The 23090-nt window shown below is 73.9% G+C and carries 21 protein-coding genes; 17 read left to right on the forward strand and 4 right to left on the reverse strand.

The features are described from left to right. Positions 1-62: 62 nt before the first annotated feature. On the reverse strand, positions 63-560 hold the full coding sequence (locus A2CP1_RS00325; protein ID WP_012631515.1) for a DUF3015 domain-containing protein: 498 nt from the start codon (positions 558-560) through the stop codon (positions 63-65). Positions 561-784: 224 nt separating this feature from the next. On the opposite strand from A2CP1_RS00325, the gene A2CP1_RS00330 reads away from it, so the two are divergent. The 6 genes from A2CP1_RS00330 to mltA all read left to right on the forward strand — a co-directional run bounded on the left by A2CP1_RS00330 (position 785) and on the right by mltA (position 6627). After that, positions 785-1588: an electron transfer flavoprotein subunit beta/FixA family protein gene (locus tag A2CP1_RS00330; protein ID WP_012631516.1), complete on the forward strand. Its 804-nt coding sequence runs from the start codon at positions 785-787 to the stop codon at positions 1586-1588. 45 nt (positions 1589-1633) lie between these two features. Then, positions 1634-2596, forward strand: coding sequence for an electron transfer flavoprotein subunit alpha/FixB family protein (locus A2CP1_RS00335; protein WP_012631517.1), 963 nt, complete (start codon positions 1634-1636; stop codon positions 2594-2596). Between the two features lie 28 nt (positions 2597-2624). Then, positions 2625-3629 carry an MBL fold metallo-hydrolase gene (locus A2CP1_RS00340; RefSeq protein WP_012631518.1) on the forward strand — a complete coding sequence of 335 codons (1005 nt, stop codon included), beginning with the start codon at positions 2625-2627 and terminating at the stop codon, positions 3627-3629. A gap of 54 nt (positions 3630-3683) precedes the next feature. After that, on the forward strand, positions 3684-4445 hold the full coding sequence (locus A2CP1_RS00345) for a TerC family protein (RefSeq protein WP_012631519.1): 762 nt from the start codon (positions 3684-3686) through the stop codon (positions 4443-4445). A gap of 18 nt (positions 4446-4463) precedes the next feature. Continuing rightward, positions 4464-5378, forward strand: coding sequence for a DMT family transporter (locus tag A2CP1_RS00350; protein ID WP_012631520.1), 915 nt, complete (start codon positions 4464-4466; stop codon positions 5376-5378). Positions 5379-5439: 61 nt separating this feature from the next. Beyond that, on the forward strand, positions 5440-6627 hold the full coding sequence (gene mltA, locus A2CP1_RS00355; RefSeq protein ID WP_012631521.1) for a murein transglycosylase A: 1188 nt from the start codon (positions 5440-5442) through the stop codon (positions 6625-6627). 105 nt (positions 6628-6732) lie between these two features. Here the strand turns inward: mltA and uraA are convergent, their stop codons facing one another. Further along, complete coding sequence (gene uraA / locus A2CP1_RS00360; protein ID WP_012524139.1) at positions 6733-8031, reverse strand: uracil permease; 1299 nt, start codon at positions 8029-8031, stop codon at positions 6733-6735. 251 nt (positions 8032-8282) lie between these two features. Here uraA and A2CP1_RS23355 point away from each other — a divergent pair, with 251 nt between their 5' ends. From A2CP1_RS23355 to A2CP1_RS00380, 5 genes are all read left to right on the forward strand, one after another. Beyond that, the gene (locus tag A2CP1_RS23355) at positions 8283-8426 is read left to right on the forward strand and encodes a hypothetical protein (protein ID WP_012631522.1); all 144 of its coding nucleotides are present in this window, start codon (positions 8283-8285) and stop codon (positions 8424-8426) included. A 62-nt stretch (positions 8427-8488) separates the two neighbouring features. Beyond that, positions 8489-9481 (forward strand): MBL fold metallo-hydrolase, encoded by a 993-nt coding sequence (locus A2CP1_RS00365; protein WP_012631523.1) that lies wholly within the window; start codon positions 8489-8491, stop codon positions 9479-9481. Positions 9482-9515: 34 nt separating this feature from the next. Then, complete coding sequence (locus A2CP1_RS00370; protein ID WP_012631524.1) at positions 9516-10535, forward strand: RluA family pseudouridine synthase; 1020 nt, start codon at positions 9516-9518, stop codon at positions 10533-10535. A 35-nt stretch (positions 10536-10570) separates the two neighbouring features. Continuing rightward, positions 10571-13129, forward strand: coding sequence for a penicillin-binding protein 1A (locus A2CP1_RS00375; protein WP_012631525.1), 2559 nt, complete (start codon positions 10571-10573; stop codon positions 13127-13129). A 201-nt stretch (positions 13130-13330) separates the two neighbouring features. Beyond that, on the forward strand, positions 13331-15397 hold the full coding sequence (locus A2CP1_RS00380; protein WP_012631526.1) for a methyl-accepting chemotaxis protein: 2067 nt from the start codon (positions 13331-13333) through the stop codon (positions 15395-15397). Positions 15398-15501: 104 nt separating this feature from the next. Here the strand turns inward: A2CP1_RS00380 and A2CP1_RS00385 are convergent, their stop codons facing one another. Beyond that, on the reverse strand, positions 15502-15942 hold the full coding sequence (locus tag A2CP1_RS00385) for an EVE domain-containing protein (RefSeq protein WP_012631527.1): 441 nt from the start codon (positions 15940-15942) through the stop codon (positions 15502-15504). Positions 15943-16037: 95 nt separating this feature from the next. Here A2CP1_RS00385 and A2CP1_RS00390 point away from each other — a divergent pair, with 95 nt between their 5' ends. The 6 genes from A2CP1_RS00390 (at position 16038) to A2CP1_RS00415 (ending at position 19764) form a co-directional block, all read left to right on the forward strand. Then, positions 16038-16457: a Sec-independent protein translocase subunit TatA/TatB gene (locus A2CP1_RS00390; protein WP_012631528.1), complete on the forward strand. Its 420-nt coding sequence runs from the start codon at positions 16038-16040 to the stop codon at positions 16455-16457. A gap of 6 nt (positions 16458-16463) precedes the next feature. Further along, a complete protein-coding gene (gene tatC / locus A2CP1_RS00395; protein WP_012631529.1) occupies positions 16464-17264 on the forward strand; it encodes a twin-arginine translocase subunit TatC in 801 nt (266 codons plus the stop codon). 73 nt (positions 17265-17337) lie between these two features. Next, positions 17338-17535: a hypothetical protein gene (locus tag A2CP1_RS00400; RefSeq protein WP_012524148.1), complete on the forward strand. Its 198-nt coding sequence runs from the start codon at positions 17338-17340 to the stop codon at positions 17533-17535. Positions 17536-17551: 16 nt separating this feature from the next. Next, positions 17552-18748, forward strand: coding sequence for an acetyl-CoA C-acetyltransferase (locus A2CP1_RS00405; protein WP_012631530.1), 1197 nt, complete (start codon positions 17552-17554; stop codon positions 18746-18748). A gap of 71 nt (positions 18749-18819) precedes the next feature. Then, positions 18820-19017, forward strand: a complete 198-nt coding sequence (locus tag A2CP1_RS00410) for a hypothetical protein (protein ID WP_011419124.1) — start codon at positions 18820-18822, stop codon at positions 19015-19017. Between the two features lie 6 nt (positions 19018-19023). After that, positions 19024-19764: a rhomboid family intramembrane serine protease gene (locus A2CP1_RS00415; RefSeq protein ID WP_012631531.1), complete on the forward strand. Its 741-nt coding sequence runs from the start codon at positions 19024-19026 to the stop codon at positions 19762-19764. 65 nt (positions 19765-19829) lie between these two features. Here A2CP1_RS00415 and A2CP1_RS00420 read toward each other — a convergent pair whose 3' ends face one another. Next, a complete protein-coding gene (locus A2CP1_RS00420) occupies positions 19830-23033 on the reverse strand; it encodes a DUF6982 domain-containing protein (protein ID WP_012631532.1) in 3204 nt (1067 codons plus the stop codon). Positions 23034-23090 lie beyond the last annotated feature (57 nt).

Here is a 23090-nt window from a genome sequence, read left to right on the forward strand (position 1 = left end):
GGGTAAACGAAAGGGGAGCCCTCTCGCGAGGGCTCCCCTCTCATGAAGCGGACCGCGGGGCGCTAGCTGCGGCCGCAGCCGAGGGCCGCGTCACCGTGCAGCGTGTCGAGGATCGCCTTGGTCACGTCCTCGTTCGAGGCGCTCTCGCTCGGGAAGATCGCCTTGAAGTTCTTCTGCAGCGCCGCGCCGACCGCGTGCGAGTTCTCGCAGGCGTTGATCACGGTGAGCGCGCCGATGGCCTCGCCCTCGCCGCGGGAGATGTCCTTGGCGAGCGCCTCGCGGTTCGCGTCCACGAAGTTCTTGGTGCCGGCCGTGAACACGCCGCTGCCGCAGTTCGAGGTCCCGGTGGTGATGCCGAAGGTCTGGTTGCCGAAGGTGCCGTTGGTGGTGGCGGCCAGGATCTGGACCGCGCCCGGGGTGTTGCCGAACGCCATGGAGCCGAGGCCGCAGCCGGCGGTGCCGTAGCGGCCGGTGCCCTTGATGGCGGAGGCGGTCTGATCGGCGGCGGCGGCCGGCACGGCGAGCAGCGCGGCGACGAGCGCGAGCGTGATGCGGGTCATGTGTCTCCCTTTCGTTCTCGGGGGTTCACGAACCCCCAGTGAAGTCCCCCACGCATGCTTTCCGTGGAGATCGTTCCCGTATACCGCTGTCTCTCACGCCTGCGAACTTCGCAGACGACCCTTCTCGGGGCCCTGCCGGACGGGACAGGATTTCGGTTGCGGCACCGTGGCGCACTGCGCAATATGGTCGAGCCCCAGGCTTGATTCCGGAATCAGGAGCGATCATGGCCCTCAAGATCGTGGTGACCGCGAAGCGCGTCGAGGACCCGGAGTCGAAGATCCGCGTGAAGCCGGACGGCTCCGGGATCGTGACCGACGGCGTCAACTACAAGATCAACCCGTTCGACGAGATCGCCGTCGAGGAGGCGCTCCGCCTGAAGGAGCGCCACGGCGGGGAGGTGGTGGTCGCGTCCATCGGTGGGGAAAAGTCGCAGACCGAGATCCGCGCCGCGCTCGCCATGGGCGCCGACCGCGGCATCCTCGTCCGCCACGACGGCCCGCTCGATCCGGTGGTGGTGTCGGCGCTGCTCGCCAAGGTGGTCGAGCAGGAGAAGCCCGACCTCGTCATCCTCGGCAAGCAGTCCATCGACGACGACCAGAACCAGGCCGGCCAGTACCTGGCCGAGCGGCTCGGCTGGCCGCAGGGCACGTTCGCCTCGAAGACCGAGAGCCTGGAGAGCGAGGCCGAGCAGAAGAAGGAGCCGGGCCTCGTGCTCTCCGCCGACGGCAAGGCGCTCACGGTGGTGCGCGAGGTGGACGGCGGCGTGGAGACGCTGGAGCTGGGCCTGCCGGCGGTGGTGACCACCGACCTGCGCCTCAACAAGCCGCGCTTCGCCTCGCTGCCCGGCATCATGAAGGCCAAGAAGAAGCCGCTCCAGGAGCTGGCCGCCGCCTCGCTCGGCGTGGACCTCGCGCCGGTCGTGGTGATGAAGCGCCTGGCCGAGCCGCCCGCCCGCAAGGGCGGCGTGAAGGTGGCCGACGTCGAGGAGCTCTGGAAGAAGCTGCACGACGAGGCGAAGGTCCTCTAGCCCACCGTCCGCGCGCCGCGCGGCGATCGAACCTCCGGAGGCGACATGTCGAACGTCCTCATCGTGGCCGAGCAGGGCGGCGGCCAGCTCCGCAAGGCGACGCTCCACGCCATCTCGGCGGGGCGCGCCCTTGCCGCCCGCACCGGCGGCGCGCTCCACGTCGCGCTGCTCGGCCAGGGCGTGCGCCCGCTCGCCGACGCGCTGGCCGCGACCGGCGCCGAGGTGCACGTGGCCGACGCGCCCGCGCTCGAGCACCCGCTCGCCGACGCGTGGGCGCCGGTGATCGCGGAGATCGCGAAGGCCTGCGGGGCCGCGTACGTGGGCGCCGCCGCGACCGCGCAGGGCAAGGACCTCCTCCCCCGCGTGGCGGCCCGGCTCGGCGCCGGGATGGCGACCGAGGTGCTCGGCTTCGGCGGCGACGGCGCGGCCGTGACGTTCCGCCGGCCCATGTGGGCGGGCAACGTGCTCGCCGAGGTGGAGATCGCGACGCCGGTGAAGGTGTTCACGGTGCGTGCGACGGAGTTCCCAGCCGCCGAGCCGGGCGCCGGCAAGGGCGCGGTGCACGAGGTGGCGGTCCAGGTGCCGGCCGGCCTGCGCACCCGGCACGTGGCCTTCCGCGAGGTGAAGAGCGAGCGGCCCGAGCTGACCGAGGCGCGGGTGGTGGTGTCGGGCGGCCGCGGCACGAAGGGCGACTTCAAGCCGGTCGAGGCGCTGGCCGATGCGCTCGGCGCCGCGGTGGGCGCGAGCCGCGCCGCGGTGGACGCGGGCTGGGTGCCGAACGACTGGCAGGTGGGGCAGACCGGCAAGGTGGTCGCGCCGGACCTCTACGTGGCGGCGGGCATCTCCGGCGCCATCCAGCACCTCGCCGGCATGAAGGGCTCGAAGGTGATCGTGGCGGTGAACAAGGACCCGGACGCGCCGGTGTTCCAGATCGCCGACTACGGCCTGGTGGCGGACCTGTTCCAGGCGCTGCCGGCGCTCACCGAGAAGGTGAAGGCCTCGAAGTGAGGGCGCCGCGGGGCGCGGCGGTGCGAGCGTGACCGAGGCGGATCTCGAGGGGCTCGGCGTCCACCGCATCGCCATCCCGGTTCCGTTCCCGCAGGCGGGCGGGCCGGTCAACGCGTACCTGGTGGAGGAGGCCGGCGGCGGCCTCCTCATGTTCGACTCGGGCCTCGGCACGCCCGAGGCGCAGGCGGCGCTCGAGGCCGGCTTCCAGCGGCTGGGCCGCCGCTTCGACGAGGTCGGCCGCATCGTGGTCTCGCACGGCCACGTGGACCACTACGGCGCCGCCCGCTTCGTGCAGGAGCGGCACGGCGGCCCGGACGTGCCGGTGTTCGGCCACCCGGCCGACGCGCCCAAGATGTCGGAGCAGGGGCCGCGCTGGCGGGAGCTGGCCCCGCGGCTGGCCGCGTACCTGGCGCGCCAGGGCGTGCCGCCCGAGGTGGTCGAGCTGCTCGCGAAGCAGGGCGAGGGTGGCTTCCGCTACGCGCGGCGGCTCCCCGAGATCCGGCCCATCGCCGAGGGGGAGGTGCTGCGCACGCGCCACCTCGCGCTCGAGGTGATGCACATGCCGGGGCACACGCCCGGGCTCCTGTGCCTGTACGACCGGGAGAAGCGGCTGTTCCTCTCCGACGACCACCTGCTCGAGAAGGTCTCCCCGAACCCGCTCATCGAGCTCGGGCCGGACGGCCAGGACGGCTTCTTCCGCCCGCTGCTCGCGTACCTCGACAGCATCCGCCGCCTGCGCGCGCTCGAGGTGGACCTGGTGCTCCCCGGCCACGGCCCGCCGTTCTCGGGCCACCGCGAGATCATCGACGCGCTCGTCGGCTTCTACGCGAAGCGGCAGGCGCGGCTGCTCGAGCTGCTCCAGGCCGGGCCCCGGACCGCGCACGAGCTCGCCCGCGCGCTCTGGCCCCGCGCCCGCCCCACCGACGCGTTCCTCACCCTCTCGGAGACGGTGGCGAACCTGGAGGTGATGGAGTCGCGCGGCGAGGTGCGGCGCGATCGCGCGGCCGAGCCCTGGCGCTACCTGGCCGCCTGACCGGGGCGGCGGCGCCGCTCGACAAGCGCGGCGCCATCGGGCATTCAAGGCGCCATGCTCGAGCTGCTCGGCCAGGCCGACACGTGGATCTCGCTCGTCACGCTCTCCGCCATGGAGATCGTGCTCGGCATCGACAACGTGGTGTTCCTCACCATCCTCGCCGGGCGGCTGCCGCAGGAGCAGCAGGGCAGGGCGCGCAAGCTGGGCCTCTCCTTCGCGCTGCTCACCCGGCTCGGCCTGCTGTTCGCCATCAGCTGGGTGATGGGGCTGACCCGGCCGCTGTTCTCGGTGCTCGGCCGGGAGGTCTCCGGGCGCGACCTCATCCTGCTGGGCGGCGGCCTGTTCCTCATCGCCAAGGCCACCCACGAGATCCACGACAAGCTCGAGGTCGAGCACGCCGAGGAGCGGAAGGCCGGCGGCGGCGCCGCGTTCTGGGCGGTCATCGTGCAGATCGCGCTGCTCGACATCGTGTTCTCGCTCGACTCGGTCATCACCGCGGTCGGGATGGCGAAGCACCTGCCGGTGATGGTCGCCGCGATGGTCCTGGCGGTCGGCGTGATGCTCGTCTTCGCCGACGCCATCGGCGGCTTCGTGGAGCGCCACCCCACCATCAAGATGCTGGCGCTGTCGTTCCTCATCCTCATCGGCGTGATGCTGGTGGCGGAGGGGCTCGGGAAGCACATCGAGAAGGGCTACGTCTACTTCGCCATGGCGTTCTCGCTCGGGGTCGAGCTCCTGAACATGCGGGTGCGCAAGACGCGGCAGGCGCCGGTCCACCTGCACGGGCGCTTCGAGGAGGAGCGGGCCGGGCGCTAGCGCCGCCCGCCGTGCGCCGTGGCCGACCTCGCCCTGCTCGTCCTCACGCTGCTGTGGGGGACCACCTTCGCGCTGGTGAAGGAGGCGCTCGAGATCGCCTCCCCGGGCGTGTTCCTCACCGCCCGCTTCGGCCTGGCCGCGGTGGCGCTGCTCGTCGCCTGGGCGCTCCGGCCGCGCGCGCCGCTCGGCGAGGGGTTCTGGCGGCACGGCGTCCTGCTCGGCCTCACCATGCTGGTGGGGTTCGTGCTCCAGACGGTCGCGCTTCGGCACACCACGCCCTCGCGCTCCGGGTTCATCACCGGCCTGAACGTGCTGGTGGTGCCGATCGTCGCCCGCTGGCTCCTGGGGCGCCGGGTGCGCCTCGCGTTCTGGGTGGGCGTGACGTTCGCGCTCGCCGGGCTGGTGCTGCTGACGCGGCCGTTCACCCCCGGTGCGGTCACGGAGGAGGTCCGCTTCGGCGACCTGCTCACGCTCTTCTGCGCGGTGGCCTACGGGCTCCAGGTGACGTTCACCTCGGAGTGGGCGCCGCGCCACCCGCTCGCGCCGTTCGTGGCGGTGCAGGTGCTGGTGACGCTGGCCGGCGCGCTCGTGCTCGCCCCGCTGGAGGGGCCGCGCTTCGATCCGGCCGGGGCCGGCCACTTCCTCGCGGTGGTGGCCTTCACCGGCCTCGTCATGACCGCGCTCGCGTTCTTCGTCATGAACTGGGGCCAGCGCCACACCACCGCGGTGCGGGCCGCGCTCATCTTCTCGCTCGAGCCCGCCGCGGCGGCGGTGTTCAGCTGGCTGTACTACGGCGAGCCGCTCGGGCCGCTCGACTGGGCCGGCGGCGGGCTCATGGTGCTCGGGGTGGTGGCCGGCGAGGTGGGCGGGGTGCTGGAGGCCCGCGCCGCCGAGGCCCGGGCCCGGGCCCGCGCGGGCGCGCCCGCGGCGTAGCCGTCGAGGCGCCGGCGGCCGGCCCGCGCCGCGCGGCCGGACCTCTGCTACCTTCGGCCCGATGCGACGCACCCCCCTCGAGCACGCCCTCCTCGCGGCGCTCGCCCTGTCAGTCGCCGCCTGCCGCCACGCGCCCCCGCCCGCGCCGGCGCGCACCGCCGACGAGGCGCTCCGCGAGGTGCCGCCCTCCGACCTCCCGGCGTTCGCCGACGATCTCGACTACGCCGGCCTGGAGGACGCGATCGGCCGCTCCGAGACCTGGCTGGCACGGCTCGCCGCCTCGGATCCGGGCCGGACGTTCGCCTACGGCAGGGAGCGCGTCCCGCTCGCGCGCGTGCAGGCGACGCTGGCGCGCTTCCGGACGGTCGTGGCGGCGCGGCCCGCGCCGGCGGCGCTGCGCGAGACGCTCCGCCGCGAGTTCCGCGCGTTCCGCTCCGCCGGCGACGGGCGCGGGACGGTGCTGTTCACCGGCTACTACCTGCCGGAGCTGCGCGGCGCGCTCGCCCGCGGCGGCCCGTACCGGGTGCCGCTCCACCGCGCGCCGGACGACCTCGTGGTGGTGCGCGCGCGCGACTTCCCGCAGGTCGCGGAGGACCTCGTCGGCCGGGTGGAGCAGGGCAGGCTCGTCCCGTACCCGACCCGCGCCGACATCGCGCGCGGCGCGCTCGACGGGAAGGGCGCGGAGCTCTGCTACGTGGACTCGGCGCTCGACGCGTTCTTCCTCGAGATCCAGGGGAGCGGGGTGGTGCGCCTCGAGGACGGCAGCTCGCGCGTGGTCACGTACGCCGGCAAGAACGGCCAGCGCTACGCCGCGGTCGGCGCGGAGCTGATCCGGCGCGGCGCGCTCCGGCGCGAGGAGGTGTCGATGCAGTCGATCCGCGCCTGGCTGCTCGCGCACCCGGAGGAGCAGGCGGCGGTGCTCGCCACCAACCCGTCCTACGTGTTCTTCCGGTTCGCCGACGACGCCATCGGCGCGCTCGGCGTCCCGGTCACCCCGGACCGCACCATCGCCGCCGACGCGAAGGTGTTCCCGAAGGGCGGGCTCGCGTTCCTGGAGACGGAGCGGCCGGTGGACGCGACCTCGGCCACCCTGCGCCCGTTCTCGCGCTTCGTCCTCGACCAGGACGCGGGCGGCGCGATCCGCACCTCCGGGCGCGTGGACCTCTACCTCGGGAGCGGCCCCTACGCCGCGAACGCCGCCGGCCGCATGAAGCAGCCGGGGCGCCTCTGGTACCTGCTGCTCAGGTAGGGCTCCCCGCCCGCGGCCGACGGCTCACCGCGGGCGGGATCGCCTCACCGGTGCCGAGCGGCCCGCTCGCCCCGGGCGCACCGAGGGGCGAGCGGGTCCCGCCGGCTACACGTCCGGCGCCTCGGCGACGGCGCCGTTCGCGGCGGTGCCCTCCATCCCGCGCGGCAGCACCAGGTTGAGCAGGATGCCGACGTAGGTGGCGAGCGGCATGGCGTCGATCTTCACCGAGCCGAAGTGCATCTCGGCGCCGCCCACGCCGATGACCAGCACCACCGAGGCGATGATCAGGTTCCGCTTCTGCGAGAAGTCGATGCCCGCCTCGACCAGCATGCGGATGCCGGCGGAGGCGATGATCCCGAACAGCAGGATGCAGATGCCGCCCATCACCTGGGTCGGGATGGAGCGGATGAGCGCGCCCACCGGCGGCAGGAAGGACATCAGGACGGCGAGCACCGCCGCGCCGCCGATCACCCACACCGAGAAGACGCGGGTGATGGCCATGACGCCGATGTTCTCGCCGTAGGTGGTGTTGGGCGGGCCGCCCAGCGCGCCGGAGATCATGGTCGCGACGCCGTCGCCGGCGAGCGAGCGGTGCAGGCCCGGGTCCTTCACGAAGTCCCGGCCCACCACGTTGTTCGTGACGATGAGGTGGCCGATGTGCTCGGTGATGACCACGAGCGAGATGGGGGCGAGCGTGATGATGGCCGCCCAGGTGAACCGCGGGAGCACGAAGGGCGGCACCGCCAGCGGCCGCGCCGCCGCCACGCCGGAGAGGTCCACCTGGCCGGCGAGGAGCGCCACCACGTAGCCGCCCACGATGCCGATGAGCACCGGGATGACGCCCAGGAAGCCCTTCAGGAACACCGCCGCCAGGATGGCGATGGCGAGCGACGCGAGCGCCACCGCGAAGAACTCCGGCCGGTAGGTGGGGCCGCCGCCGTTCATGGCCATGTTGACCACCGCCACGCGGGCGAGGCCGAGGCCGATGACCATCACCACCGAGCCGATCACCACCGGCGGGAGCAGGCGGTCGATCCAGCCGGTGCCGAACTTCGCGATGAGCGCCGCCACCACGAGGTAGCAGACGCCCACCGCCACGCAGCCGCCCATGGCCACGGCCACCCGGTCGGCCGGCGCGGCCTGGCCGGGCGCGACCCCGATGATGGCGGAGAGCGCGGCGATGAACGCGAACGAGGAGCCGAGGTAGGCCGGGATCTTCCCCTTCGTGATGAAGATGTAGACGAGCGTGCCGACACCGCTGGTGAACAAGGTCACCGAGGTGTCGAGCCCGACCAGGAACGGCACCAGCACGGTGGCGCCGAACATGGCGAACAGGTGCTGCAGCGACAGGGGAATGCTCTGGAGCAGCGGCAGCCGCTCCCCGACGTCCACGGTCCTCTTCATGGTCCCTCCTCGAGATGCGCCACGCGACGCGCCCGCTCGCCCGGGCGCTGGCCGCGAGGCGGCCGGGGTGCCGGAGGGCTGGGGCGGCGCATCATGCCCTCCCGCCCTGACACCCGCCAGAGGGGTGCGGGGCGGCGCTCGGCCGCGGCCGCCCCCCCATCGCGGGGAGACCTCGGGGGCGAACCCACCGTGGCGCGGACCGGTGCGCCTGGCCGCGAGAGGATCCCTAGGGTCCTCGAAGGAGGTGTTCCATGGCGGAGGAGAAGAAGAAGGGCGGGTTCCATTCCCTCGAGAAACGGATCCACCAGATCGAGGAGGAGGACCGGAGCCAGGCGGCGCGCGAGTCGAAGCCGGAGGAGAAGAAGGCGCCGGCGAAGGAGCCGCCGAAGAAGTAGCGGCGGGGTCCGCGGGCCTGCCGCGCGCCTTTGTCGGGCGCCCGTTGTAGAACGGGCGCCCGATGAGGCGCCCGCCGATCGAGCTCCACCGGGGCGAGCTGAAGGTCACCGGCTCGTCCCTCCACCTCGACGCCACCCGGCGGGTCGAGTGCGCGTTCGTGTCGCACGCGCACGGCGATCACATCGGGCGCCACGATCGGACCATCGCCACCGCGGCCACGCTGGCGCTCATGCGCCACCGGCTGGGCGAGGGGAAGCGCCGCAAGACCGAGCACCTGCCCGCCTCGTACCGGTCGCCGTTCGGCCTGGGCGAGCTGACGCTGGAGCTGTTCCCGGCCGGCCACGTGCTCGGCTCGGCCCAGGTGCGGGTGACGCGCAACGGCGTCTCGCTCGGCTACTCGGGCGACCTCTGCACCGAGCCCACCCACGCCGCCGAGCGCGCCGAGGTGATGGGCTGCGACGTGCTCGTGATCGAGTCCACCTTCGGCCACCCGCGCTACGTCTTCCCGCCGAAGGACGAGACGCTCGCGGCGGTCCGCCGCTTCGTGGACGGCGCGCTCGCCGACGGCGTCACGCCGGTGCTGCTCGGCTACGCGCTCGGCAAGGCACAGGAGATCCTGAAGTACCTCTCCGACCTCGGCTACGCCTGCCGCGCCCACCCGGTGGTCCACGCGGTGAACAAGGTCTACGAGGCGCACGGGGTGGCGCTGCCCAACGTGCGGCCGCTCGGGCCGGAGGGCGCCGGGATGGACGAGGTGGTGGTGTGTCCCCCGCACCTCGCCCGCAGCCCGGCCATGCGCGGCCTCCGCAAGCGCCGCACCGCCATCCTCACCGGCTGGGCCATCGACGGCGGCCGCTTCTTCCGCGGCGTGGACGCGGCGTTCCCGCTGTCCGACCACGCCGACTTCCCCTCGCTGGTGCGCTACGCCCGGGCCACCGGCGCCGGCCGGGTGTTCACGGTCCACGGCCACGAGGACGCGCTCGCCGCCGCGCTCCGCAAGGAGGGGATCCGCGCCGAGCCCCTGCGCGAGCACATGCAGCTCGAGCTGATTTGAGGTGTCGCGGGCCCGGGTGAGGTAGATCTCCCCCGTGATCCAGCTCACCGTCACGGCGGACGCGGCCGGCCAGCGGCTCGACAAGCTCGTGCGCAAGGCGCTGCGCGACGTCCCGCTCAGCCACGTCTACAAGATGTTCCGCACGCGCAAGGTGCGGGTGAACGGCCAGCGCGGGAAGGCCGACCAGCTCGTCGCCGAGGGCGACGTGGTGGTGATCCGCGGCGACGAGGAGCGGCTGCTCGCGAAGGCGGCGCCGGCGGCGCCGGGCGGCGCGCCGCGGGTGACGTTCGGCGTGCTGCACGAGGACGCCGACCTGCTCGCGGTGGACAAGCCCGCCGGCCTGGCCGCGCACCCCGGCACCGGGATCGAGGGCGCCACGCTGGTGGAGATGGCGCGGGGCTACCTGAAGACGCCGGACGACCTCCCGCCCACCGAGTTCAAGCCGTCGCCGGCGCACCGGCTCGACCGCGACACCTCGGGCGTGGTGCTGGTGGCGAAGCACCGGAAGGCGATGGTGCGCCTCACCGAGACGTTCACCAGCGGCGAAGGCGTCCACAAGACCTACCTCGCGCTCGTGAAGGGGAAGATGCCGCGCGAGGCGGGCACCATCGACCTGCCGCTCTCCGAGCACGAGCAGACCTCGAAGTCGAAGGCCATGCGCGGGGTGAACTTCCAGGAGGCGCTGACCCGCTGGAAGGTGGTGTCCGCCGCGAAGGAGATCTCGCTCCTCGCCGTCACCATCGAGACCGGCCGCACGCACCAGATCCGCCGGCACCTCGAGGCGGTGGGCCACCCGGTGGCGGGCGACCGGCGCTACGGCGACTTCGCGTTCAACCGGACCGCGCGGACGCGCTGGGGGCTGCGCCGCATGGGGCTGCACGCGTGGAAGCTGGAGGTCCCACATCCCCTCACCGGCGCGCCGCTCCGGCTCGAGGCGCCGTTTCCGGCGGAGCTCGCCGAGGTCCTCTCCCGCGCCAACCTGAAGCTCCCCGGGTCGCCCACCGGCGCACACGCGCCGGCCGCGCGCCGCGACGGACCGCACCGCGAGCGTTGAACTCCGGGGCGGGGCACGCATAGATTCGGCCACCCATGCGCGAGCCCGGCGATCCACAGCAGCCACCCGAGGAGCCCTCCTCGCGCGTGGTCCTCGACGGGCTGCCGCCCGAGCGCCCGCTGCGCCGGCGGCTCCTCCGCTGGGGGCTGTTCGCGGCGATCGCGGCGGTGAACGCCGTGATCGTCGCGGCGGTGGTGGGGTGGTTCGTCTTCTCGCGCGGGCTGCCGGACATCCCCACGCTGGAGCAGTACCGCCCGCCCATCATCACCGAGATGATCTCGGCCGACGGCCAGATCGCCGGCGAGTTCTTCGTGGAGCGCCGCAAGGTCGTCCCCTACGCGCGCATCCCGAGGCGCGTCATCCAGGCGTTCATCGCCTCGGAGGACAAGAACTTCTTCGAGCACGGCGGCATCGACCTGCTCGGCACGCTCCGCGCCGCGGTGAAGACGTACGTGCTCCGCTCGCGGATCCAGGGCGCCTCGACGCTCACGCAGCAGACCGCCAAGGCCATCCTCATCAGCGCCGAGGGCTTCGACCGCGGCACCGAGCGCAGCCTGCGCCGCAAGATCCGGGAGCTGATCCTGGCGCGGCGCCTCGAGGCGCGCTTCACGAAGGAGCAGATCCTCTGGATGTACCTGAACGGCGTGTACCTCGGGCACCACAGCTACGGGGTGCAGTCGGCCGCGGAGAACTACTACCGCAAGAACGTGGAGGACCTGACGCTGGAGGAGGCGGCCCTCATCGCCGGGCTGCCGCAGGCGCCCTCGCGCTACTCGCCGTTCTCGCGGCCGGAGGCGGCCGCCGAGCGGCGGCGCTACGTGCTCCGGCGCATGGCCGAGGAGGGGATGATCACCGAGGGCGAGCGCCGCTCCGCCGAGAAGGCCGAGGTGAAGGTGTTCGGCGTGGACGACGTGTTCCGCGAGACCGCCCCGTTCTACGTGGAGACCGTGCGCCGGCAGGTGGTGGACCGCTACGGCAACGACCGGCTGCTGCACGACGGCCTGCGGGTCGAGATGGCGATGGACCTCGAGAAGCAGCGCGCCGCGCAGGCGGCGGTGCTGAAGGGGCTCGTCGAGGTGGACCAGCGGCAGGGCTTCACCGGGCCGGTGGCGAAGGTGGCCGGCGCGGAGCGGACCGCGCTCGCCGCGCGCCTCGCGAAGGCGTGGCCGAAGGGCACGCTCCGCCCCGGCGACTTCTGCGTCGGCATCGTGGATCGGGTGGACGACAAGGCCGGCGTCGTCGAGGTGGAGGTGGGCGAGACGCGCGGCGTGCTGCCCATCTCCGGCATGCGCTGGGCCCGCAGGCCGAACCCGGTGGTGTCCTACGCGGACTCGCTCCTCTCCCGCCCCTCGAGCGCGCTCCACGCCGGCGACGTGGTGGTGCTGAAGCGCGTCGAGCGCGCCGAGCTGCAGCGGAAGGAGGCGCAGCTCGGGGTGGGCCGGCCGAAGGACGTGCCCGAGGCGCCGGTGCTGTTCTCGCTGCAGCAGGATCCCACGCTGCAGGGCGCGCTCGTGGCGGTCGATCCCGGGACGGCCTACGTCACCGCCATGGTGGGCGGCTACGACTTCGAGGCGTCCGAGTTCAACCGCGCCTTCCAGGCCTGCCGCCAGCCGGGCTCGGCGTTCAAGCCGGTCGTCTACTCCGCCGCGGTGGAGAAGCTCGACTACACGCCGGCCACCATCCTCACCGACGCGCCCATCGTGTTCCGCGACGACGAGTCGAGCTGGAAGCCGCAGAACTACGGCGAGGACTTCAAGGGCGACGTCACGCTGCGCACCGCGCTCGTCAACTCGATGAACATCCCGGCGGTGAAGACCGCCGAGGCGCTCAACGCGAAGCTCGGGCCGGCGGGGCTGGGCGACTGGGCGAAGACGCTCGGGATCACCACGCCGGTGAAGCAGGAGCTGGGCAGCGCGCTCGGCTCGTCCTGCGTCACGCCCTGGGAGCTCACCAACGTGTACGCGCTGTTCGCGCGGTACGGCGAGAAGCGGCCCAGCGCGTTCGTGAAGCGCGTGCTGGATCGCGACGGGCGCGTCCTCGAGGACCACGCCGACTACCGCGACCCCTGGGTCGGGCTCGACGAGCGGCTGGCCGGCGCGGTGGCGGAGGTGACGCGCCCGCGCGAGCAGGTGATGGACCCGCGCAGCGCCTACATCCTGGTCCGCCTCATGCGCGAGGTCGCGACCGTCGGGACCGGCGCGCGCGCGGCCGCGCTGGGGAAGCCGGCGGCCGGCAAGACCGGCACCACCAACGACTCCTTCGACACCTGGTTCATGGGCTTCACCCGCGACCTCGCCACCGGCGTCTGGCTCGGCTACGACGTCAACGTCACCCCGCTCGGCCGCTACGAGACCGGCGGCCACGCCGCGCTGCCCATCTGGCTCGACTTCATGTCGGCGGCGCTGAAGGGCAGGGCGCAGCCCGAGTTCGAGGCGCCGTCGGGCATCGTCGAGGTGCGGATCGACCCGGCCACCGGCAAGGCGGTGGCGGACGGCGCCGGCGGCGTGCCGGAGCCGTTCAAGCAGGGGACCGAGCCCGTGCTCGCCGATGCCGAGAAGAAGCAGGTCGAGGTGCAGGACCTGTTCATGCAGTAGTCCGCAGGAGATCGGCCCGGCTGCGTCCCGCGGTCGTGGTTCGCGCCGGCCTCCCGGGTGCGCACGCGGCGTGCGCGGAGGTGCGTGCGCCGCCGCCGCGGGCGCCGGCCGTTCCCTTGCCTCGATCCCGACCCGCCGGTAGCATCGCGCCGAACCGCCGGAAAATCGCGTGCTTCAGCCCGCGCCGGCGAGAAGGGCCCGATGCGTCCAAAGCTCGCCCACCTCGGCGTGAAGCGGATCCTGTTCCTGTCCATCGCCGGCGCGCTGGCCATCGCCGGCGTGCTCACGTCGATCGCGGTGAACCGCGAGATCCACGTCGCGCTGGAGCGCGCCGCCGTGCACCGCGGCGAGGCCGACGCCCGCGTCTACGCCTCCGCGCTCGCCCCGGCGCTCGCGGCCGGCGATCCGGCGCGCATCGCGGCGCGGGTGGACGAGGACTGGGACGAGGAGTCGTTCGCGTACGTGGTGGTGGTCCGCGAGGACTGGTCCGTCGCCGCGAGGCACCTCTCCCGCAACCTGGGCCGCAGCGCCGAGGAGGTGGTGGCCTGGCACCAGGCGGCGGGCGGCGCGGCGCAGCCGCAGGCGCCGGGCGTGCTCGCCTTCACGCGCCCGGTCGAGGGCGCGGGGGGCGGCGCGCGCGCCGGGTACGTCCTGCTCGGCCTCGACCGCGACCCGCTCGACGGCCAGGCCGGGCGCGCGGGCTGGTACATCTTCGCGCTCCTGGTGGGCGGCGGGATGGTGCTGGCGGGGCTCGTGTACGTGTTCGTCTCGCGCCTCGTGCTCCGGCCGCTCGACGAGATGAGCGCGGTGGCGCGCCGGGTCTCCGACTGCGACCTGACCGCCCGCTCCGCCCAGCTCGGCCCGGACGAGCTGGGGACGCTGGCCGAGTCGCTGAACCGCATCGGCGAGAACCTGGCCGCGACGCTGTCCCGCGTGCAGAACGTGACCGGCGGGGTGGCGACCGTCATCGACCGGATCTCGCGCACCGGCTCGGCGGTCTCCTCCGGCGCCGGCACCGTCACGGCGCGGGTGGTGGACACCTCCTCTTCGATGAGCCAGATGATCTCCTCGCTGAAGGGGATCGCCGACAACGTCGAGGTGCTGGCGCAGAGCGCCGAGGAGTCCTCCTCGTCGATCCTGGAGATGGCCGCCACCAACGACGAGGTGGCCGAGAACATCCAGGCGCTCGCGGCCAGCGTCGAGGAGACCACCGCCGCGATCGAGCAGATGACCTACTCGATCAAGGAGGTGGCGAAGAACATCGAGGACCTGTCCGCCACCACCGAGGAGACGTCGTCCTCGATGAACGAGATGGACGTCTCCATCTCGCAGGTGGAGTCGAACGCGAACGAGACGGCGCGCCTCTCCGAGCAGGCGCAGCGCGACGCGGAGTCGGGGGCGGAGGCGCTCTCGCGCACGCTCCTCGGCATCGACAAGATCAAGGAGTCCTCCAAGGAGGCGGCCAGCGTCATCGAGGCGCTCGGCGCCAAGATCGCCGCCATCGGCAACATCCTCAACGTGATCGACGACGTGGCCGAGCAGACCAACCTGCTCGCGCTGAACGCCGCCATCCTGGCGGCGCAGTCGGGCGAGCACGGCAAGGGCTTCGCGGTGGTGGCGGACGAGATCAAGGACCTGGCCGAGCGCACCGGCGCGTCCACCAAGGAGATCTCCGAGCTCATCCGCGCGGTGCAGGACCAGTCGCGCAACGCCATCCAGGCGATGGACCGCGGCGTCCGCAACGTCGAGGAGGGCGTGCGGCTCGGGCAGGAGACCGAGACCGCGCTGAAGAAGATCCAGGAGTCGAGCCAGAAGTCCACGCAGATGGTGAAGGCCATCGCGCGGGCCACCCTGGAGCAGGCGCGCGGGTCGAAGCAGGTGACCATGGCGATCAACCGCATCGCCGAGACGGTGCAGCAGATCGCGAGCGCGACCGCCGAGCAGGCGCGCGGCTCCGAGCAGATCATGAAGAGCGCCGAGCGGATGAAGGCGATCACGAAGCACGTGGAGCGCTCGGCGCAGGAGCAGGCGCGCGGCTCGAAGCAGATCACCCGCGCCATCGAGTCGATCTCGGAGATGGTCCACCACCTGAACCGCGCCCAGAAGGAGCAGACCAAGGGCTCCGAGCAGGTCATGACGGCGGTGGTGCAGATCAAGCAGGTGGCCGAGGCGCAGACGCACTCGGTCCGTGACCTCGAGGCCGCCATCGTCGATCTCGCCTCGCAGGCGGAGGTGCTCCGCGGCGAGGTGAGGAGATTCAGGATCTAGGGGAACAGCGGGCCGACCGGCGCGCCCGCGAGGTCACGGGCCCCGCAGCAGGAGTGGGGCCCCGGCGGCTCCGCCGGCGGGGCGAGGGCGCGGCCCTCGGCGGATCAGAACCGCGCCTTGCGCCGCAGGCCGCCGGTCCGGGCGATCACGTCGGCGAGCGAGGCGAGGTCGCGCCACTCCGCGGGCGCGAGCGGCACCACCGAGAGCCTGCCCTGCCTGAGCAGGACCGAGCCCTCGAACGCGGGCTCCTGCTTCAGCGCCTCGAGCGGAACGGGCGCCGGGAGCGGCTCGACCGCCTTCACGTCCACGCAGACCAGCTCGCCGCCGGCGGTCGGGTCCGGGTAGGCGGTCCGCACCACCTCCGCGATGCCCACCGCGCGCTTCTCGCCCGAGTGGTAGACGATCGCCCGATCGCCCGCCTTCATGGCCCGGAGGTTCGTCTGGGCCTGCGGGTTGGCGACGCCGGTCCACGGGGTGGTCCCGTCGGCGACGAGGTCGGACCACGCGTAGGTGCCGGGCTCGGTCTTCAGCAACCAGTAGGCCATGCGCGGGGACGTTAGGCGTGGCATGCTGCCGCCGCAACCGGATCCGTCCGGCGGCGGAAGCGTCCCGGTTTCCGCCGTGTTATAGGAACCGCCCTATGTTCGGTCTGTCCTTCGGCGAGATCGTGATCATCGCCGTCCTCGCCCTCATCCTCCTCGGGCCGGATCGCCTCCCCGAGGCGGCGAAGACCATCGGCAAGGGCCTGCGCCAGTTCAAGCAGGCCACCGACGACCTGAAGGACCAGATCGAGACCGAGATCTACAAGGATGACCGGAAGGTGGCGCGCCCCTCGCTGGTGCCACCCGTCCCGAACCGCCCGGTCCCCGGTCCGGCCGGCCCGCCCCCCGCCGCCACCGCCGAGAACGTTCCGGGGCTGGAGGCGGCGCTGGTGGACGCCGAGCCGGCCGCGCCGCCGGCCGAGCCCGCGGTGCCCGCCGCCGCGCCGGCCCCCACCCCTTCGCCTGCGCCGTCCGGCGAGGGCGCCCCGCCGCCCGGCACCGGCGGCACCGCCGCGTAGGTCCGCATGAGCGAAACCGTCCCGCAGCTGCCGCCGCCGCCGTCGCCCGAGCCCGAGGGCGAGGTGAAGCTGTCGTTCCTCGATCACCTGCGCGACCTGCGCGTCCGCATGGTGCGCGCGATGCTCGGCATCGCGATCGGGATGGGCCTGGTCGGCGGGTTCGTGCCGCAGATCGTGGACCACCTGATGAAGCCGGTGCGCGACGCGCTCCCGGCCGGCCGCCAGCAGCTCGTGTACACGAGCGCGATCGAGCCGATGATGGTCTACATCAAGGTGGCCATGTACGGCGGCGTCTTCGTCGCGGCGCCCTGGGTGCTGTGGCAGCTCTGGCTGTTCATCGCGCCCGGCCTGTACAAGCGCGAGAAGAAGGTGGTGTTCCCGTTCCTGTTCTGGGGGACGCTGCTCTTCTACCTGGGCGCGCTGTTCTGCTTCGAGCTGGTGATGCCGCAGGCGTTCCCGGCCATGCTGGCGTTCGCAGAGAGCGACACGCTCTCGCCGATGCTCTCCCTCTCCGAGCAGCTCTCGCTCGTGCTCGCCATGCTGCTCGGCTTCGGGGTGGTGTTCGAGGTCCCGGTGGTCATCGCGTTCCTGTCGATGATCGGCCTGGTGCAGTGGCGCACGCTCGCGAAGTACCGGCGCATCGCCATCATCGTGAACGTGATCGCGGCCGCGATCATCACGCCCACCGGCGACCCGCTCAACCTCGCGCTCATGGCCGTGCCGATGATCGTCTTCTACGAGGTCGGCATCGTGCTGGCCCGGATCCTCGGCAAGAAGCCCGCCGCGGACGCCGCCCCCGCGGCCTAGGCCCGCCTGGCCCGGGCGGGCGCGGCGCGCCGGCGCGCTGTTCACGGCCGGCGCGGCCGTCTAGCATCGGCGCATGCTCGTCTTCCAGTCGGTCGCGGCGCTGTTCGCGGTCTACATGCTCGCCCGCCACGCCCCGCGCGCCTACGCCGCGCTCCGGGGGCGCGCCGGCGACCGGGTGGGCGCGCTCGTGCCGGCCCTGAACGTGGCGCTGGCGCTGGCCATCCTGGTCGTGGCCGTGAAAGGCCTGGCGGGCGCGCTTATCTCGAGGTGACGCACCAGGAGGCGTCATGAACCGGGCCGGCCAGCAGGACGTGGTGTTCCTCGCCGCGAAGCGGACGCCCTTCGGGACGTTCGGCGGCTCCCTGAAGGACCTCAGCGCGACCGACCTCGCGGTCCACGCCGCGCAGGCGGCGATCGAGCAGGCGGGGGCGCCGCCCGCGGACTACGGCCACGTGGTGGTCGGGAACGTGGCCCAGACCTCGCCGGACGCGATCTACCTGGCGCGCCACGTCGGGCTGCGCGCCGGCCTCCCCGAGGGCGTGCCCGCGGTCACCGTGAACCGTCTGTGCGGCTCCGGCTTCGAGGCGGTCATCGAGGCGGCGCGGCTCATCCACGGCGGGGAGGCGGAGCTGGTGCTGGCCGGCGGCACCGAGTCGATGAGCCAGGCGCCGCTCGTGCTGCGCGGGACGCGCTTCGGCCACGCGTTCGGCAAGACGCCGCCGCTCGAGGACATGCTCTGGTCGGCGCTCACCGACACCTACGCCGGCATGCCCATGGCGCTCACCGCCGAGAAGCTGGCCGAGCGCCACGGGATCGGGCAGGACGCGGTGGACGAGCTCGCGGTGTCCTCGCAGCGGCGCTGGGCCGCCGCCGACGAGGCCGGGCGCTTCCGCGAGGAGCTGGCGCCGGTGGAGCTCCGGACGCGCAAGGGGACGGTGCGGTTCGAGAAGGACGAGCACCCGCGCCCCGGCACCACGCTGGAGGGGCTGCGGAAGCTCCCCAAGGTGTTCAAGGCCGACGGCGTCATCCACGCCGGCGCGGCGAGCGGTATCGCCGACGGCGCCGGGATGCTGGTGGTGGCCTCGCGCGCCTACGCGGAGCGGCGCGGGCTGCGGCCGCTGGGACGCCTGGTGAACTGGGGCCACGCCGGCGTGGACCCCACCGTGATGGGCATCGGGCCGGTGCCGGCGGTCCGGAACGCGCTGGCCCGCGCCGGCGCCACGCTCGCCGATCTCGACCTGATCGAGGTGAACGAGGCGTTCGCGCCGCAGGTCCTGGCGGTGGAGCAGGAGCTGGGGCTCCCACGCGACCGCACCAACGTGGACGGCGGCGCCATCGCGCTCGGCCATCCGCTCGCCGCGAGCGGGGCCCGGATCACCATGCACCTGCTGTACGAGCTCCGTCGCCGGAAGGCCCGGGCCGGCCTCGGCTCGGCCTGCATCGGCGGCGGCCAGGGCGTGGCGGTGATCCTGGAGCCGCTGTAGCGGCGACGTTCTTGCCCCCGCCCGGAGGGGACGATAGGGTCCCCGAGGGTCCGCGGCGAGGAGGGGCGACGATGACGAGCTTCACCGGCGTGAAGGTCTTCTCGACGACGCTGGCGCGCGATCGCGACGCCATGGGCGAGACGATCACGCGCTGGCTCGCCGGCAACCCCGAGCTCGAGGTGGTGAGCCACGAGGTCCGGCAGAGCTCGGACAAGGAGTTCCACTGCCTCACCATCACCCTCTTCTACCGGGAGAGGAAGAAGGGCTAGGACCGCGTGCGCAGCAGACGGAGCCCCGACCTCGGCAGCGCGTTCACGTTCGGCGGCCGCATCCCCTCCGGGCTGGGGCTGCTGCTCGTCCTCATCCTGGTCGCGACCGTCGGCTCCTGGGTGACGCGCGACGACACCTGGGCGGCGCTGGTGCCCGGGCTGGTGCTGCGCGGGCAGGTGTGGCGGCTCGTCTCCTGGGCCTTCGTGCAGAACGACCCGCTCACGCTGCTGTTCGGCGGGTTCATGCTCTACTCGATCGGCCAGCAGCTCGCGTTCACCTGGAGCGAGCGGCGCCTGGTCGGCACGTTCCTCGGGCTCGCCGCCGGGGCGACGGCCGTGACCGTGGTGGCGGCGCTGCTCTGGTTCCCGGCCGACCGCCCGCACCTCGGCATGTGGCCGGTGGTGAACGCGCTCCTGCTCATGTGGGCGATGATGTACCCGGATCGCCAGGTCAGCATCTGGGGCGTGCTCCCGCTCACCGGGAAGACGCTGGCGCTGCTGGTGGTGTTCGGGACGGTGCTCTACGGCCTGGCCGGCGGCGGGCTCCCCGGGCTGGGCGCGTTCGTGCCGCACTTCGCGGCGCTCGCGCTGGGCTTCGCGCTGTCGCGCGGCGGCCGCATGCCGACGCGGCGCTGGAAGCTGCAGGCGCGCGAGTGGTGGGCGGAGCGCGAGTTCCGCCGGCGCTCCAAGCACCTGAAGGTCATCGGCAAGGACGGCAAGGGCGAGCCGCCCCGCTGGATGAACTGAGCCGCGGCGGGCGCGCCCGCGCTCGGAGCGCGTGAATCAATCCCCGGGGTTGGGTTCACGTGCTCTCAGCTCACCGCCACCTGGCGCACCGCCGAGCGGTAGATCCAGATCCGCGCCGTGCTGGTGCGCGTGTCCGCGGGGATCATGAAGAAGCCGGGCCCGTCCTCACGGTAGTCCGGGCTGAACCCGGCCACCTGCCGGCCGTCGCGGAAGGTGACGCGCACGCGCTTCCCCTCCGGCGCCGGCGCGGCCTCGCCCGGCGCCAGCATGAAGAAGATCGCCTTCACCTTGTCGGTGGGGATCCGCTCGGGGAGCGGCCCCTGCGCGACCACGTCCAGCGCGGGCGCGTCCAGCGCCGCGTCCTCGATGAGGCCACGCTTCACCAGCCCCTCGAGCGTGTGGATCACCACCCGGTGTGCGCCGGGCACCTGCCACGCACCGGCCGGTGCCGGCGCCGCCTCGACCGCCGGCGGCGGGGTGAAGGAGACCTCCTCGACCGGCAGCGGCTCGAAGGCGGCGTCGGGGATCGCCGCCGCGGCTGCCGGCGGGGCGGGGACGGCGGCGGGCTCCGGCTCGGCGGCCGGCTCCGGGGCGGGCGCCGGCGCCGGCGCCGAGACGGACGCCGAGACGGGCGCGGGGGCGAGCGAGACCTCGCCGAGCTCGACGCCGCCGCCGGCCTCCTCGTCGGGTGGCAGCGGCACCAGCTCGTCGGCCGGGATCTCCTCGAGGATGTCCTCGCCGTCGAGCGTGGGCAGGTCGTCGGCGTCCGGCGGAGGCATCGCGGCCAGGTCGGCCACCTCGGCCACCTCGGCCACCTCCGTCGCGTCGGCCCCGGGCGCCGCCGGCAGGTCGCCGAGCAGGTCGTCGATGGCGGGCGGCGCCTCGGCGCCGGCGTCGAGCAGCGTGCCGGCCGCCGCGGTCAGCGACGCCGCGGCGTCCGCCGCGGGCTCCGCGTCGGCGAAGGGCTCCGGCGCGGCCGGCCCGTCCAGCTCGAGCGGCGGCAGCGCCTCGGCGGCCTCGGCGAGGAGCGCGGAGGGCTCGGCCGCCGCGATCGCGGCGCCGCCGCCCACGAGGTCGACGGCCGCCGCCTCGTCCCACCGGGACGGCTCCAGCTCGAGCGCGGGCGCGGCGCCGGCGTCCCACGCCGGAAGCTCGGCCTCCGGATCGGGCCCGGCGAGCGGTTCCGCCTGCGGACCGACATCACCCATCGTGAATGGTTCCGGCTCCCCGGGCGCGGTCTCCGCCGCGGCCCAGGCGTCGGCGTCCTCGCCCAGCTCGCCGGCGGCGAAGTCGAGCGCCGAGAGGTCGCGCGCCCCGGTCGGCTCGGGCTCCGGCGCGCGCAGCGCGAAGGGATCGTCGCCGGGCGAGGCGCCGGCCTCGCCGGCCGCCGGCTCCTCCAGCTCGGCCAGCTCGAGGGTGGGCTCGACCGGCGCGCCCAGGTCGAGCGTCGGCTCGAGCGCGATCGGCTCGCCGTCCTCGCCCGCCTCGTCGCCGAGCGCGATCGGCTCGGCTGCGGGCTCCACCGGCGCCTCGACGTCGCCGTCGAGGCCCAGGCTCCCGGCCTCGAGGGCGTCCGGGGCCGGCGCGTCCCACGGCGGGAGCCCGGCCTCCCTGGCCCACTCGGGCACGGTGGCCTCGGCGGCGGCGTCGAAGGAGCCGCCCGACTCGAGCTCGAAGCCCTGGTCGAGCGCCACCTCCTCGGCCCAGCCCGCGTCGGCGGCGGGCGCTGCGCCGGGGGGCGCGACCTCGAGCACGCCCTCGGCCGCCGGCGCCGCGAAGCCGCTCGTGTCGTCGTACTCGCCGAGCTCGAGCGGGGCACCGGGCGCCTCCGGCTCCGGCGCCGGCTCGGCGCCGAGGTCCTCCGGGGACAGCGCCGCCGGGGCCGCGCCGGCCTCGTCGTACTCGCCGAGCACGGCGGCCACGGGCGCGTCCGGCGGTGGCGCCGTCACCTCCCAGCCGTCGGGCGGCAGCGAGGCCGCGTCGCCGCCGGCGAGCGGCGCGGGCGGCTCGGCCGAGGGATCGCCCTCGAGCGCAAGCCCGTCCGCCGAGAGCGGCTCCAGCTCCTCGATCACCGCCTCGGTGGCGAGGTCCACCGTCTCGGGCTCGTCCGCCGGCGTGGTCCACGCCTCGTATCCGGGCGCGCCGTCGGCCGGCGCCGCCTCGGCGGAAGGCTGCGCCTCGGGCTCGCCGAAGGTGGCGGTCGTGTCCGGGTTCCACGCCGGCTGCGCGGCGTCCGGATCGTACGGCTGCGCGCTGGGATCCCAGGCCTGCGCGGCGCCGGGATCGTACGGCGTCGCGTTCGGATCCCACGCCGCCGCGTTGGGATCGTACGGCTGCGAGTTCGGATCGTACGGCTGCGCGTTCGGATCGTACGCCTGCGCCGCGTTGGGATCGTAGGGCGGCGCGTTGGGATCCCACCCCTGCGCCGCGTTCGGATCGTAGGGCTGCGCGTTCGGATCCCACGCCTGGGCGGCGTTCGGATCGTACGGCTGCGCGTTGGGATCCCAGGCCTGCGCGGCGTTCGGATCGTACGGCTGCGCGTTGGGATCCCAGGCCTGCGCGGCGTTCGGGTCGAAGGGCTGCGCGTTGGGATCCCACGCCTGCGCGGCGTTCGGATCGAACGGCTGCGCGTTCGCATCCCAAGCCTGCGCGGCGTTCGGATCGTACGGCTGCGCGTTCGGATCCCACCCCTGCGCCGCGTTCGGATCGAGCGGCTGCGCGTTCGGATCCCAGGCCTGCGCGGCGTTGGGATCGAAGGGCTGCGCGCTGGGATCCCAAGCCTGCGCGGCGTTCGGATCGAACGGCTGCGCGTTCGCATCCCACGCCGGTGCGGCGTCCGGATCGGAGGCCGGCGCCTCCGGGTCCCAGCCCTCCGCTGCCTCCGCCGCGGCGGGCTGCGCGGCGGCCTCCCACGCCGGCGCGTCCGGCGCGGGAACCTCCAGCGCCTCGAACGCCTGACCCTCGAACGCCTCCGCGAGCCCGGCGTCGGGCGCGACGTCCTCGAACAGCGGCGCCGGCCCGGCCTCGGCGGCGGGCGCCGCCGGCGGCGCCTCGGCCGGCGCGCGGCGAAGCCCGGCCGGCTCGAGCGAGGCGCGCAGCCGATCGGCCGCGGCGCCCACGTCGAAGCCCGAGCCCGACGCCTGCAGCTCGGGCTCCACCAGGTCGCGCAGCTCGGCGTGCCGCCGCTCCTCCTCCGCGGTCAGCCCCTCGGAGAGGCGCTTGCGGTCGAGCTGGCGGAACTCCTTCAGTGCGCTGCGCGGATCGGGCATGTGCGGTGTACCGCCGGTGGGCGAGGGGGCCGGCGCTCCGGAGGGCCGGATGATACC

This window comes from Anaeromyxobacter dehalogenans 2CP-1, from assembly GCF_000022145.1.
In the GTDB taxonomy this organism is placed as follows: Bacteria; Myxococcota; Myxococcia; order Myxococcales; family Anaeromyxobacteraceae; genus Anaeromyxobacter; species Anaeromyxobacter dehalogenans.